This is a genomic window from Flavobacterium sp. (assembly GCF_044377315.1).
Classification (GTDB): Bacteria; Bacteroidota; Bacteroidia; order Flavobacteriales; family Flavobacteriaceae; genus Flavobacterium.
Window position 1 is genome coordinate 1 of the sequence record NZ_JBILJG010000025.1, and the last position, 14621, is coordinate 14621.

A 14621-nucleotide genomic window follows, 5' to 3' on the forward strand; every position below is an offset into this window, starting at 1 on the left:
AGTTTAAGAGTTTAAGAGTTTAAGAGTTTAAGAGTTTAAGAGTTTAAGAGTTTAAGAGTTTAAGAGTTTAAGAGTTTAAGAGTTTAAGAGTTTAAGAGTTTAAGAGTTTAAGAGTTTAAGAGTTTAAAAGTTTAAGAGTTTCTAAAAAAAACCAATGCAAAAATAACAATTTTATCAGAATTCTATTGAACTAATAATGTCGAGTAGTTGATTTTTTATATCTTCATTTGTGATTCCTTTTTCGGTATCGAAATTATCATTAAAACTGGGTAAAGAAAAACTTCCTTTTACAACCGCTCCTTGTAAAGGGAAACGATTTTTTGCTATTTCTAAAACCGAACTTCCGCCTCTTGGTCCTGGTGAAGTTGAAAGTAATAATACTGGTTTTTCTTGAAACGTTTTGCCGTTTATTCTCGAAGTCCAATCAAAAATATTTTTGAAAGCTGTCGAATAAGCACCATTGTGTTCAGCAAAAGAAATTACAATTAAGTCTGCACTTCCCAATTTATAAAAAAAATCTTGAGCTAATTGTGGAATTCCGTTATCTTTTTCTTTATCTACTGAATAAATTGGCATTTCGAAATCATTCAAATCTAAAACTTCAACTGATGCATTTTGAAATTGATTAGCTGCAAAAGTTGCCAGTTGTTTGTTAATTGAAGTCTTACTTGACGATGCTCCAAAAGCGATGATTTTTTTCATAATTATTTTTTTTTAACTGAACGCTAAATTATTGTTCCATCGGAATTTCCATTACTAAAAACTTGGCATTTGTATTTGCTTTGATTTCAATTTCATTAGTTTTCTCAATTCCAATAGCATCTCTTTTTTCTAGTTTTTTTCCGTTAACTTCAATTTCCCCTGCGATATTCATTATGTAAAATCCGCTTCCTTCTTTTTTAAGAGTCAATTTTTTGGAGAAATCTTTATCAAAATCACTTAAATAAAACCATGCATCTTGATAAATCCAAACGCCTTCATCATTAGTATTTGGCGATAAAATTTGAGCAAAATTATTTTTTTGTTTGGCAACGTCTAAAGTGATTTGCTGGTAACGCGGTTCTACATTTCTGTATTTCGGAAACAACCAAATTTGAAACAATTTAGTTTGTTGGTCAGCATTCGGATTGAATTCGCTGTGTTGAATTCCGGTTCCTGCACTCATCACTTGCACATCACCGGTTTTAATAGTCGATTCATTTCCCATACTATCTTTGTGTGCTAAATCACCTTCTAAAGGAATCGTGATAATCTCCATATTATCGTGTGGATGCGTTCCAAAACCCATTCCGGCTGCAACAGTGTCGTCGTTTAAAACGCGTAACATTCCAAACTGAATTCTTTCTGAATTGTACCAACTGGCAAAACTAAAACTATGGTAAGCATTTAACCAACCATGATCTGCATGGCCTCTAGAATTTGCTTTGTGAAGTATTACTTTCATTTTTTAAGTTTTAAAGAACAAAGTTACGGTAATGGCTACTTAACTGCAATTTATTTAAGGTTAAGATTTATAAAAAAATAAAATTGTGCGGTGTTTTTTTATCTTTGAAGGATGAAATCAGAAAAAGAGAAAATGCTTTTAGGCGAAAATTATTTTTCCAATGATAAAGCTTTGGTTTTGGAACGAAATAAGGCAAAACAATTATTGCACCGACTCAATGTAACCGAATATGTAATGAATGGAAATGCTCGTGCAATTCTTCGAGAATTATTGCCTAATGCTCATAAAAGAATTTATGTTGAGCCACCATTTTACTGCGATTATGGATATAACCTATATTTAGGAGAAGGTGTTTATTTCAATTTGAATTGTGTGGTACTTGATGCAGCAAAGGTTGTCATTGGAAATAATGTTTTTTTTGGACCAGGGGTTCAGATTTATACCGCAACGCACCCAACAAATGCTGTAGAAAGACAAAAACATCAATTTGCGAAACCCATAACAATAGGAAATGATTGTTGGATAGGAGGTAACGCAATAATTTGTCCAGGTGTAAAAATTGGAAACGGTTGTACAATTGGCGCAGGTTCGGTTGTTACTAAAGACATTCCAGACAATTCACTTGCCGTTGGAAATCCTGCAAAAGTGATTAGAAAGTTGATTGAATAAAAAAAACTCAAAGTTTGAATTTTGAGGTCTATTTTTATTTAATTTAATTTTTTTTAAGAAACCGCTTCTTTAATACGTTTCATAGCTTCAGCTAATAATTCTTCGCTAGTTGCATAAGAAAAGCGAATACAATTTGGATTTCCAAAAGCATCACCTGTTACAGTTGCAACATTAGCTTCTGATAATAAATACATAGAAAAATCATCAGCGTTATTGATTAATTTTCCACGTAAAGTTTTACCGAAATAATAAGATACATCAGGAAAAACGTAAAATGCACCTTCAGGAACATTTAGTTTAAAACCAGGAATATCTTTAACTAATCCAACTACTAAATCTCTACGGTTTTTGAAAGCAGAAACCATTTCGTTCAATACACTTGGGTCAGCATCAACAGCAGTAATTGTAGCTCTTTGAGCGATAGAATTAGCTCCAGAAGTAACTTGACCTTGCATTTTAGTACAAGCTTTTGCAATGATTTCAGAAGCGCCAATATATCCAATTCTCCAACCTGTCATCGCAAATGCTTTAGCAACACCATTTACTGTAATTGTTCTGTCAAACATTCCGTCAATAGTAGCGATACTACAAAAAGTTCCAGAGAAATTGATGTGTTCGTAAATTTCATCAGAAACTACATAAATTTCATTCGATTGATTCAATATCACTTTTGATAAAGCCGTCAACTCCTCACGATTATAAACAGAACCACTCGGATTACAAGGCGAACTGTACCAAATCATTTTAGTTTTTGGAGTAATAGCTTTTTCTAATTGTTCAGGTGTAATTTTGAAATCACTTTCAACCGAAGTAGGAACTTCAACCGGAATTCCACCAGCAATTTTGATAATTTCGTAATAAGAAACCCAGTAAGGTGCAGGAAGGATTACTTCATCACCAGGATTTATCATACATTGCGCAATATTGTATAAAGATTGTTTTGCACCAGTTGAAACAACAATGTTGGCAGGTTTGTACTCTAAATTATTATCACGTTTGAATTTTCTACAAATAGCTTCTTTCAATTCCATATAACCATCAACAGGTGAATAAGTTGAGTAGTTTTCATCAATAGCTTTTTTAGCAGCTTCTTTGATAAAATCGGGTGTATTAAAATCGGGTTCACCCAAACTTAAACTGATAATGTCTTTTCCTTGCGCTTTTAATTCTCTTGCTAATGCTGCCATGGCAAGAGTTTGTGATGTAGATAGTTGGTTAATTCTGTCTGATAATTGGGTGCTCATTGTTATGTTGGTTATAAATTCTAAAATCAAAAATCAAATTTCTTCAATCGTTAATTTTACGATAATTGCGGTTGTCTTCCTAAATCTCTCAAATGTTTAAAATGAGCAATAACTGCACTTCTCATGGTTCTATATTCATGATAAGGTAAATTACATTCATGAGCCGTTTGTTTCACAATTTCTGCAATTTTACTGTAGTGAATATGACTGATGTTTGGAAACAAATGATGTTCAACTTGGTGATTTAATCCGCCAGTGTACCAGTTTATTAGCCAGTTTTTAGGTGCAAAATTAACGGTTGTAAATAATTGGTGAACCGCCCAAGTATTTTCTACTTCGCCTACTTCATTAGGTATTGGATTTGTTGTTTCATCTACAATATGTGCCAATTGAAATACGATGCTCAATATTAGACCAGCAACATAATGCATCACAAAAAAACCTATTAATACTTTCCACCAAGTTACACCAAAAACCATTGGTAAAACTATCCAAACTGAAAAGTAAATTATTTTAGTAATAATTAGTGTCGTCCACAAAACCTTCGGGCTTTTAGGTTCGCCGTATGATAATTTTCGTTTTAAGTAACCCTTCATTTGCTTAAAATCGGTTGTTAAGCACCAATTAAAAGTCAACAATCCGTATAAAAAAACAGAGTAATAATGTTGAAAAGCATGAAAACGTTCCCATTTTGCTTCTTTTGTAAATCTGATAACGCGACCAGCATCTAAATCTTCATCATGACCTGGAATATTTGTATAAGTATGATGCAAAACATTGTGCTGTACTTGCCAATTGTAAACATTTCCAGCCAAAATGTAGATGCTTCCACCCATGAATTTGTTAACCCATTTTTTATCAGAATAGGCACCATGGTTCCCATCATGCATAACATTCATTCCTATTCCAGCCATTCCAACTCCTATAATTACTGACAATAACAAGAAAAGCCATAAAGGTATATTTGTTAATGTTATAATTAAAAAATAAGGAGTTAAAAAAAGTGAAAATAAGATTACTGTTTTTAGATGTAGTTTCCAGTTGCCTGTTTTTTGAATATTATTTTCTTTAAAATAATCGTTAACTCTTTTATTTAATGTTCTAAAAAACTTCATATTGTCGTTTTTAGAAAAGACAGGTGTATTAGTATCCATAAAATTAATTTTCTTTAATGATTGCAAATGTAATTATTATAATTTTTTTAGCATTGAAAACAAATCATAATTATTAACTAAAAGTAGTATTTTTGTCAAAAAGTAAAAAAATGGAAGAAATTCTAAAGCAATTTCCAAATCTGACTGATAATCAGAGACAACAATTTGAAAGATTACAATTTTTGTATGAAGATTGGAATTCAAAAATAAATGTAATTTCGAGAAAAGATATTGATGAATTATATACGCGTCATGTGTTGCATTCGTTAGGAATTGCTAAAATTTTAGAGTTTAAACCAGGTTCCAAAATTATGGATGTTGGTACTGGTGGCGGTTTTCCTGGAATTCCACTTGCGATTTTATTTCCCGAAGTAGATTTTTATTTGATAGATGTTATTGCCAAAAAAATAAGAGTTGTCAATGAAGTTGCGATTGCTTTAGGATTGATAAACGTAAAAGCAGAACAAAAACGTGCCGAATTGGTAAACCAAGAGTTTGATTTTATAGTAAGTCGTGCCGTAACTAATATGCCCGATTTTGTTTCTTGGGTAAATGGTAAAATTAGAAAAAACTCTAAACACGAACTTCAAAATGGAATTCTTTACTTGAAAGGCGGTGATTTAACTGAAGAATTAAAAGAGTATAAAAAAGCCGAACAATTTAACTTGTCCGACTTCTTTAAGGATGAATTTTTTGAAACCAAAAAAGTAGTGCATTTGGCTTTGAAACCACTTAAGTAATTAGTTTTTAATCATTTTTTGATTACTTGTTCCTTTATCTGTAGCGATTTTTACAAAATAAATTCCGTTTTGTAAAGCACTAACATCTATTCCATTTTCAAAAGAAGTTGTATTTAAAACAACACGACCATTGTTATCAGTAATTGACACTGAATTGATAGTTGAATCCGATTCATTTCTAATTTTCAAAATATTTTGTGCGGGATTCGGATAAAGAGAAACAAAGTTTTTATAATCGTTAGAAGTTGTTCCTAGTAACAATGCACTTAAAACCTCATATTGAACAAGTGTTTGATTAATACTCAAAAGCGGAACATTGATAGTCGTAATTGTACTTCTAAAAAAGGGTGAATCAATCGAAATGGATTGATCAGCATAATAATTATAGGTTGTTTGAACAACTGTTCCAACATTAGGAAAAATTTGGTAGTTTAAGCTAATGTTTTGAACTGATTTTAATCGAGTTACATTGGCTGGAATAAATGCTAAATTATTCAAAGCTAAAGTTCCGTAAGCATCTACTGAGCTGGTTACGGTTCCAGAAAGCGTTCCTGAATAAGTTCCAAAAACGTATGTTCCAGCTAATGTATCGGTGTTGGAATAACCATAAGCCATTGGTAAAGTTCCTATAGTTGCGTTATTAGTAGCAAAATTCAAATCCAATTCTGTATTATTCAGTCCAGTAATTGAGAATGTAGTTCCAACCGTTTTGGTATAGAGTTTTGAAGTAGTTTGTACAGCATTTATAGTTGCTAATGATTCTACTATATTGGTTGAATTAGGAAATGTTATTAATTCGCTTGCAGATGGTGTGATGTTACTAATTATATTGTCACCAACAACAGTAAGATTATCAAAACTCCAATTGACATTAGCTCCACTTGTAGTTTCATCTAATGGATTTTTAGAGTTTAAAATGGTATAAACACTTCCGTTTTCAATTTCAAGAGTATTGATAGAAGTTTGCGCAATAGTTTTTATCGAAATTAGAACTAAGATTAAAAGTAGTTTTATCTTCATAACTTAAAGTTGTTATTGGTTTTGAAATGTAAATATATAAAAAAAGCTCAAACATCACTGAATGAACTTTTTAAAATAGCTTACACTTTGAAATTATTCTCCTAAAAATGGATATCTATAATCTTCAGGTGTAACAAATGTTTCTTTTATTGTTCTTGGAGAAACCCAACGTAATAAGTTTTGCATTGAACCTGCTTTGTCATTGGTTCCAGAAGCTCTTGCTCCACCAAACGGTTGCATTCCTACTACAGCTCCAGTTGGTTTGTCATTTATATAGAAATTTCCTGCTGCGTTTTCTAAAGCTTTTGTAGCTTCAATTGTTGCATATCTATCTTGACTGAAAATCGCTCCAGTTAAAGCATATTCTGAAGTTTCATCAACTAGTTTTAATGTTTCGTTCCACTCGGCATCTTTATAAACATAAATGGTGATTACTGGGCCAAAAAGCTCCGTTTCCATTGTAGTGTATTTTGGATTTGTAGTAACAATTACGGTTGGTTCAATGAAATATCCTTTTGATTTATCATAGTTTCCACCAAGAATAATTTCGGCATCAGCATCTTTTTTGGCTTGGTCAATATAACTTGCTAATTTGTCAAAAGAACCTTCGTGAATTACTGCTGTAATGAAGTTTGAAAAATCTTCAGGACTTCCCATTTTCATTGAGTTTACATCAATTATTAATTGTTCTTTTACAGCTGGCCATAAACTTTGGGGAATGTAAGCTCTTGAAGCCGCCGAACATTTTTGTCCTTGAAATTCAAATGCACCACGAGTAATTCCGGTAACAATTTGTTTTACATTTGCTGAAGGATGTGCCACAACAAAATCTTTTCCACCTGTTTCTCCAACTATTCTTGGATATGTTTTGTAACTGTGAATTTGAGTTCCAATTTTTTTCCAAATTTCTTTGAAAACGAATGTTGAACCTGTATAATGAACTCCAGCAAAATCTGGACTTGCCAAAACAGTATCAGAAATCATTACAGGATCGCCAAAAACTACGTTGATAACTCCATCTGGAACACCAGCTTCTCTGAAAACATCAATAATAATTTTTGCAGAAAAAACTTGACTATCACTTGGTTTCCAAACCACTGTATTTCCCATCAAAGCGGCACTTGCAGGAAGATTAGCAGCAATTGCAGTGAAGTTGAAAGGTGTAATAGCATATACAAATCCTTCAAGAGGACGGTATTCTACTTTGTTCCAAACATCTGAGTTTGATGCTGGTTGGTCTTGGTAAATTTGCGTCATGAACTCCACGTTGTAACGTAAGAAGTCTATCAATTCGCATGATGCATCAATTTCGGCTTGGAAAATAGTTTTAGATTGTGCAATCATGGTTGCTGCGTTAATTCTAGCTCTATAGGGGCCAGCAATTAATTCGGCTGCTTTCAAAAATATAGCTGCGCGATGTTCCCATGGCATGTTTGCCCATTTTTTTCTAGCTTCTAAACAAGATGCAATTGCTTTTTCTACATGAGATTTTTCAGCTAAATGGTAGGTTCCAACGATGTGTTTATGATCGTGTGGAGCCGACATGGTGCGTGTATTTCCTGTTTTTATTTGCTCAGAACCAATGTACATTGGCACATCGATTGTTTCATTCCACATTTTTTTATAAGCTGCAAGAACGGCTGCTTTTTCTGGAGAATTAGGAGCATACGATTTTACTGGCTCGTTGACCGCTTTGGGTACGTTAAAGAAACCTTTTGGCATGATATAGACTGTTAGATTGTTAGACTTTTAGATGATAGACTTAGTATAAAATGCGAATTATTTAATTTGTAACAAAAGTACAAAGGTTTTTTTGAACTTTTGATAACAAGTGTTACAAAACTTTCTGTAGTCAATTTAGCTTACCGATAAGGTTAGCCCAGATAGTAATGAAAATCATTTATAGAAAGAATTCTATTTTTTTGTTGCGCTAAAAAAGCGACCATAGAAGCTCTTTTTAGGGCTTACAAAAAAAGAATTGTTCTGTAAATATTGTAATGTATAGCTGGAGATTGCTTCAAAAAACTAATTTAAAGCAAAAGGTGCATTTAATTTGAATGTTGGCACAATTACTTTAAATAATTTTGTAGAGGTAAAGTTAATCATGTTGAAATAGCCTTGCATAGAGCCGTGCGGTGACGAAAGGAGACAACCTGAACTATATATGTGTGTTTCACCAGGTTTTAAAACGGGTTTTTTGCCAATTACGCCTTCGCCATCTACAATTTCGATTTCGTTTAGCGAATCAAATATTTCCCAGTGGCGAGAAGTTAGTTGAACGGAATCTTTGCTATGATTTTCGATGGTTATTTCATAAGAAAAGGCAAAATGAAGTTTGTGATTTTTGAAGTACGTACCTTCAAAATTCGACAAAACAGATATTTTTATGCCTCTTGTTATTTGGGTAACCATATTCAAACTTTTTGTAAAGTTACAAAATTTATAAAACCTCAAAATAGTTTTACCGTTAAATTATTGCTAATTTGTTATGTCAGTTGAGGTTGCGATACCTTTTCCGATGACTTTGTCGTATCGTTGGTTGTTTTCGCGGTAATATACCATCACGAAATAGTTATCTTCTGTTTGGTAAAAATTACCATCAATAGCATTTTCACCATCAATTTTTCCAGATTTATCTGCTATAGTGTATTTGTAATTATAGAATCCTTGTTTGAGCATTAGTGCCTTTTCATAAATACCTTTTTCACGATTATAATCCATTTTATATTCGTCTGTAAGGTCATGATTGTTAAACAGACCTGTAATATATATAGGTTCTTTTCCGTAATAGGATGGAGCAGAAAGAGAAAAGAAAACCCATGTATAATCGGCTTCAACTTCGTTTTGTTCGGCATTTATGTTTCTAATAAAAAAATTTCCATTTGCATCTGGAAAAAAAGTATAAGGACTTTTTCCTCTAGCATAATTGGGGAATAAATAAGTGTTATAAACTCCTCCATTTGAATCAATTTTAGCTACGTTATTTCCAGCCGCTCTAACATCTTTGTTTTCAAAAAATAAGTATTCATTTCCTGCCCAAAATTGTGTTTCTTTATCGTATTTATAAATTAAGTCATTGCCAACAGTGTACATTGGTTTTATATTGGTTATAGCATTATTTAGTTGCCCATTTTGTATTAGCATAACTTTTACATTGGTAAGCGGACTTTGGAAAATCATATCTTTTGATTTTATTGCGAAATCTAAGTTGTGTTTGTATTCTACATCTTTAACTTCTCGTGCTCTTTTTATTTGTAATGGGACTTGAACTTGGTCTTGGTATAAAATAAATTTTCTAGAGAAAACAACTTCTCTATCTTCATTCAAAATCGATAACATGTAATTTCCAGTAGCTAAAAACCGTGTAAACTGGTTAGGGAATGAAAGACGGTAATGCGAATAGAGTTGTAAAGTATTAAATGAGTTGAGGTAATCTTGAATGCGTTGATTATCGAAGCCAGCAATGTATTCTGCCTGAGCCAAATCGGACTGTTTCCAATCATAGTTGCAATGAGTGATTTGATAATAATAATTGGCTTCATTGCCATATAAATCATCAAATTGTAATTGAAAAGAATCGCCAAGACGGTATATCGGGATTGTATTTTGTCCGTTTTGAACAAAAGTAATTGTTTTAATATGATAGGGTGCTGCAATTTCTTTTTGAACTTGAGAAAAAGCTACAAAATTTGAAATAAGAAAAACGCTAAGTATGAACCATTTTTTAAGCATAATCATTTCTTTAGGAATGTAAATATAACAAATATTCTTATCTAATATTATACCAAAGGATTAAATCTGATAGAAATTAGTACAAATGTTATAAACGATTAAGAAAGTTAAGCGAATTAAGTTTTAAGGTAAACTTAATGCTTTAGGTATAAATTGATTAAACGAAAGAGCTCTTATTTATAACAAACAGGAATAATTTCGCCTTTTGCTAAACAATATTTCTCAACCAATTCAGGTGAAATTTTTGTGGTGTAATCTTCTTCAATTACTTTGAAACCTATTGAGCGTAATTTGTCAAAATAATCTCGACCATAAACTCTCACGTGGTCATATTGCCCGAAAATTTTAGCTCTTTCTTTTTGATCCACAATAGAATCATCTGAAAAAGTAGTTGCGCGAGACAAATCTTGCGGAATCTGAAAGATTCCCATTCCGCCAGATTTTAAAACTCGATATAATTCTTGCATAGCCTTAGTGTCGTCTGGAATATGTTCTAAAACGTGGTTGCACAGAATAATGTCATATGAATTGTCCTCAAAAGGCAAGTCGCAAATATCAGCTTTCACATCGGCCAATGGCGAAAATAAATCGGTTGTTGTGTACGCTAAGTTTTTTTGGTTTCTAAAAAGTTGGTAGAAAGCTTGTTCGGGTGCAAAATGCAATACTTTTTTAGGAGCTGTAAAAAAATCGGTTTCGTTTTTTAAATACAACCATAAAAGACGATGTCTTTCAAGTGAAAGTGTGCTTGGCGACAAAACATTGTTTCGCTGGTTTCCGTAACCATAAGGCAAAAACATTCTGAAACTTCTTCCGTCAATTGGATCAGTAAATTTTGTCCCTTTTAAAAGAAAAGCTAAAATTGGTCTAACTACATAACTCAACCTAATTAATAAAGGTCTTGGAATGGTATTTAAGATGAATTTGAATATTTTTTTCATAAACTTTTTTTATTGAAAAAATCTGCTCAAAAATACTATCTAAATTTGATAGTAAGAATTTAATCGGCAAAAATGTTTTCAGAACTCGTAAAATCGAGGATTTCTGAATTGGCGCCGTATTTTACAATTTCGTCAATTCCTTTTTGAAGGCGTAATTCGGTGGTGTATTTTCGGCTTATAGCAAGAAAACGTTCGTTTAAAGTCATTTTGAAAAAAAACTTTCCGCCAGGCGATTTTGATTTTTCAAACACACAATTTGCTAGATTTTGCTTAATGTGCTCAATATCTTCAATGCATTCAAACTTCAATTCATACGGAATACTACTAAAAATAGTCTTCCCTTTTCTTGAAGTGAATTCATATTTGTATCTATCGTCAAAACGTTTGCTTATAACAAATGCGCCCATAAGTTTTTAAAATTCCAAAAAATTTAAATTCCAAATTCCAAGTTTGAATAAATAAAAAAAGCTTCAAATTTCTTTGAAGCTTTTTTGTACTCAGAGCGGGACTTGAACCCGCACGAACATTGCTGTTCACTGGATTTTAAGTCCAGCGTGTCTACCAATTTCACCATCCGAGCGTTTTGCTTTTAAATGTTTTTTTAGTTAATTTTTAGAAAAAATTAAGTAAAGAGAACACCATCCGAGCATTATGATTTTGAGCGAAAAACGGGGCTCGAACCCGCGACCTCGACCTTGGCAAGGTCGCGCTCTACCAACTGAGCTATTTTCGCATTTATGTTCACTCGAATTAGCGACTTCGTTCGCCGCGGCGAACGCGCTCTACCAACTGAGCTATTTTTGCGTGATTGTCTGTGTAAGAACTTCAATACTTAACGGTATTGCGGATGCAAATTTATAACATTAATTTAATTACACAAGGGTTTTGATTAAAAAAACTTTATAATTTACTAATGATTTGATTGCTTGAACTTTAAAAATTACTTTTTTATTTTTTCCCCAGCATTCTTTTGATTTCGTTGAGCTTCATCATCGCTTCAATAGGTGTTAGTGTATTAATATCGAGGTTTAAAATCTCTTCTTTTATTTCTTCTAACAAAGGATCATCAAGATTGAAAAAGCTCATTTGCATTTGCTGCGCCAGTTCGCCTTTTAGGCTCGGGTCTTCTTTTTCAGCTTTTATTCCGTTTAAAGCATCGTTTGAGTGATCTTTTTCTAGTTTTTTTAATAATTTTTGTGCTTTCAAAATTACCGTTTGCGGCATTCCAGCCATTTTGGCAACATGAATACCAAAACTATGAGCGCTTCCGCCTTTTACTAATTTTCTAACAAATAAAACAGTGTCTTTGAGTTCTTTGACCGATACATTGTAATTCTGAATTCGGGCTAATGATTCAGACATTTCGTTTAGCTCGTGGTAGTGAGTTGCAAAAAGCGTTTTGGGTTTTGATGGATGTTCGTGTAAATAGTCGGCAATTGCCCATGCTATCGAAATTCCGTCATAAGTGCTTGTTCCGCGACCGATTTCGTCTAATAAAACCAAACTTCTATCGGAAATATTATTCAAAATCGAAGCTGTTTCGTTCATTTCGACCATAAAGGTTGATTCGCCCATCGAAATGTTATCGCTTGCTCCAACTCGTGTGAAAATCTTATCGATAACGCCCATTTGCAAACTATCAGCTGGAACAAAACTTCCCATTTGTGCCAACAAAACTATCAAAGCAGTTTGACGCAAAATAGCCGATTTACCAGACATGTTTGGTCCAGTAATCATGATTAATTGTTGTGTTTCTCTGTCTAAAAAAACATCATTTGCAATATAAGGCGTTCCAACCGGCAATTGTTTTTCAATTACTGGATGACGGCCGTTTTTTATGTCTAATTCGTAAGATTCATCTAGCGATGGACAAACATATTTGTTTTCAATGGCTAATTGTGTAAACGAAGTCAAGCAGTCTAACTGTGCTACCAAATTGGCATTGAGTTGAACTGGTTTTATATAAGTGGCGATCCAAGCTACTAATTGATCGAAAATTTCTGATTCGAGTTTGTATATTTTTTCTTCGGCACCTAGAATTTTGGTTTCGTATTCTTTTAATTCTTCGGTAATGTATCTTTCGGCATTTACCAAAGTTTGTTTGCGAATCCATTCTTCTGGAACTTTGTCTTTGTGCGTATTTCTAACTTCAATATAATAACCAAAAACGTTATTGAATGAAATTTTTAAAGAAGAAATTCCAGTTTTCTCAGATTCTCTTTTTTCAATTCCTTCTAAAAATTCTTTGCCCGATGTTGAAATGGCTCTTAATTCGTCAAGTTCAGCATTTACGCCTTTTGCAACAGCATTTCCTTTTGCAACGGCAACTGGAGCTTCTTGATTTAGAGTTGTTTTGATTTTTTCACGCAACAAATCACAACTATGCAAACTATCACCAATAATCTTTAAAGCTTCGTTTTTGCTTTCTAAAGCCAATGATTTTATGGGAATAATTGCATCAAGTGATTCTTTTAAATGAACAACCTCACGCGGCGAAACTTTTCCGGTAGCAATTTTGGAAATCAAACGTTCTAAGTCGGAAATTTGTTTGATTTGAAGCTGAATTTTTGATAGCACTTCTTTGTTTTCTTTCAAAAAAGAAACAACTTCGTGACGACTTCTTATTTTGTTGAGGTCTTTCAAAGGTAAAGCCAACCAACGTTTTAGCAGTCTTCCACCCATTGGCGAAAGCGTTTTGTCGATTACATCCAATAAGGTAACTGCATTTGGATTGTAACTATGGTATAATTCTAAATTTCTGATGGTAAAGCGATCCATCCAAACGTAAGCATCTTCTGCTATACGTGAAATATTGGTAATATGCTGAATTTTATTATGTTGCGTTTCTGATAAATAATACAAAATCGCGCCAGAAGCTATTATGCCATCTGCTAATTCTTCAATTCCAAAACCTTTTAGCGAATTGGTTTGAAAATGATTGGTTAAGGTTTCAAAGGCGTAATCTTCTTTGTAAATCCAATCTTCGAGATAAAAACTGTGGTAATCATCGCCAAAATTTTCTTTGAAATCAGCTTTGTTTTGTTTCGGGATTAAAACTTCACTTGGTTGAAAATTTTGTAATAGTTTGTCAATGTATTCTTCGTTTCCTTGTGCTGTTAAGAATTCACCCGTTGAAACATCTAAAAAGGCAATTCCTATATTTTTTTTGGCAAAATATATCGAAGCTAAAAAGTTATTCGATTTGGATTGTAAGACTTCATCATTCATCGAAACTCCAGGTGTAACCAATTCGGTAACGCCACGTTTTACAATGGTTTTGGTCATTTTTGGATCTTCTAATTGGTCACAAATAGCCACTCGAAGTCCAGCTTTTACCAATTTAGGCAAATAGGTATTTATTGAATGATGTGGAAATCCTGCCAAAGCGGTTTCGGTTTCGGAACCAGCGCCACGTTTAGTTAAGGTAATTCCTAAAATTTTTGATGCTCGAATAGCATCGTCTCCAAAAGTTTCATAAAAATCACCTACTCTAAACAACAAACAAGCATCAGGATATTTCCTTTTAATCTCGTTATATTGCTTCATTAAGGGTGTTTCTTTAACCGATTTTTCTTTTGATGACAAGGGAAATTTGATTTTAAATTGAGTTTACGAATTTAATTATTTATATTTAAAATTTAGCATTAACATTTCATTTAATAAAAATTTAAGTTTCATTG

13 protein-coding genes and 2 tRNA genes are annotated in these 14621 nt (G+C 32.8%); 2 read left to right on the forward strand and 13 right to left on the reverse strand.

Annotation, left to right across the window (positions count from 1 at the left end; translation table 11 throughout):
* Positions 1-174 precede the first annotated feature (174 nt).
* Both ACIQ66_RS08755 and ACIQ66_RS08760 read right to left on the reverse strand, forming a co-directional pair.
* On the reverse strand, positions 175-702 hold the full coding sequence (locus ACIQ66_RS08755) for an NADPH-dependent FMN reductase (protein WP_396212424.1): 528 nt from the start codon (positions 700-702) through the stop codon (positions 175-177).
* A 28-nt stretch (positions 703-730) separates the two neighbouring features.
* Positions 731-1444, reverse strand: coding sequence for a pirin family protein (locus ACIQ66_RS08760; RefSeq protein WP_396212425.1), 714 nt, complete (start codon positions 1442-1444; stop codon positions 731-733).
* 111 nt (positions 1445-1555) lie between these two features.
* Between ACIQ66_RS08760 and ACIQ66_RS08765 the strand changes: the two genes are divergently transcribed.
* A complete protein-coding gene (locus tag ACIQ66_RS08765; protein WP_396212426.1) occupies positions 1556-2113 on the forward strand; it encodes a sugar O-acetyltransferase in 558 nt (185 codons plus the stop codon).
* A gap of 53 nt (positions 2114-2166) precedes the next feature.
* Here ACIQ66_RS08765 and ACIQ66_RS08770 read toward each other — a convergent pair whose 3' ends face one another.
* Together ACIQ66_RS08770 and ACIQ66_RS08775 are read right to left on the reverse strand one after the other, a co-directional pair.
* The gene (locus ACIQ66_RS08770; protein ID WP_396212427.1) at positions 2167-3357 is read right to left on the reverse strand and encodes a pyridoxal phosphate-dependent aminotransferase; all 1191 of its coding nucleotides are present in this window, start codon (positions 3355-3357) and stop codon (positions 2167-2169) included.
* Between the two features lie 56 nt (positions 3358-3413).
* Complete coding sequence (locus ACIQ66_RS08775; RefSeq protein ID WP_396212428.1) at positions 3414-4511, reverse strand: fatty acid desaturase family protein; 1098 nt, start codon at positions 4509-4511, stop codon at positions 3414-3416.
* Between the two features lie 110 nt (positions 4512-4621).
* On the opposite strand from ACIQ66_RS08775, the gene rsmG reads away from it, so the two are divergent.
* Positions 4622-5251 carry a 16S rRNA (guanine(527)-N(7))-methyltransferase RsmG gene (rsmG, locus tag ACIQ66_RS08780; RefSeq protein WP_396212429.1) on the forward strand — a complete coding sequence of 210 codons (630 nt, stop codon included), beginning with the start codon at positions 4622-4624 and terminating at the stop codon, positions 5249-5251.
* Here the strand turns inward: rsmG and ACIQ66_RS08785 are convergent, their stop codons facing one another.
* The 9 genes from ACIQ66_RS08785 to mutS form a co-directional block, all read right to left on the reverse strand.
* On the reverse strand, positions 5252-6271 hold the full coding sequence (locus tag ACIQ66_RS08785; protein WP_396212430.1) for a T9SS type A sorting domain-containing protein: 1020 nt from the start codon (positions 6269-6271) through the stop codon (positions 5252-5254). It lies immediately after the preceding gene.
* A 93-nt stretch (positions 6272-6364) separates the two neighbouring features.
* Positions 6365-7993 (reverse strand): L-glutamate gamma-semialdehyde dehydrogenase, encoded by a 1629-nt coding sequence (gene pruA / locus ACIQ66_RS08790; RefSeq protein ID WP_396212431.1) that lies wholly within the window; start codon positions 7991-7993, stop codon positions 6365-6367.
* A 303-nt stretch (positions 7994-8296) separates the two neighbouring features.
* Entirely contained in the window at positions 8297-8683 is a 387-nt protein-coding gene (gene apaG, locus ACIQ66_RS08795; protein ID WP_396212432.1) for a Co2+/Mg2+ efflux protein ApaG, read from the reverse strand.
* A 66-nt stretch (positions 8684-8749) separates the two neighbouring features.
* Complete coding sequence (locus tag ACIQ66_RS08800; RefSeq protein ID WP_396212433.1) at positions 8750-10009, reverse strand: DUF5103 domain-containing protein; 1260 nt, start codon at positions 10007-10009, stop codon at positions 8750-8752.
* A 167-nt stretch (positions 10010-10176) separates the two neighbouring features.
* Positions 10177-10941: a class I SAM-dependent methyltransferase gene (locus ACIQ66_RS08805; RefSeq protein WP_396212435.1), complete on the reverse strand. Its 765-nt coding sequence runs from the start codon at positions 10939-10941 to the stop codon at positions 10177-10179.
* A gap of 59 nt (positions 10942-11000) precedes the next feature.
* The gene (locus tag ACIQ66_RS08810) at positions 11001-11348 is read right to left on the reverse strand and encodes a DUF1508 domain-containing protein (RefSeq protein ID WP_298179633.1); all 348 of its coding nucleotides are present in this window, start codon (positions 11346-11348) and stop codon (positions 11001-11003) included.
* A gap of 87 nt (positions 11349-11435) precedes the next feature.
* Positions 11436-11521: transfer RNA gene (locus tag ACIQ66_RS08815), tRNA-Leu, on the reverse strand.
* 80 nt (positions 11522-11601) lie between these two features.
* Positions 11602-11674, reverse strand: a tRNA-Gly gene (locus ACIQ66_RS08820).
* Positions 11675-11889: 215 nt separating this feature from the next.
* Complete coding sequence (mutS, locus tag ACIQ66_RS08825; protein ID WP_396212436.1) at positions 11890-14526, reverse strand: DNA mismatch repair protein MutS; 2637 nt, start codon at positions 14524-14526, stop codon at positions 11890-11892.
* Positions 14527-14621 lie beyond the last annotated feature (95 nt).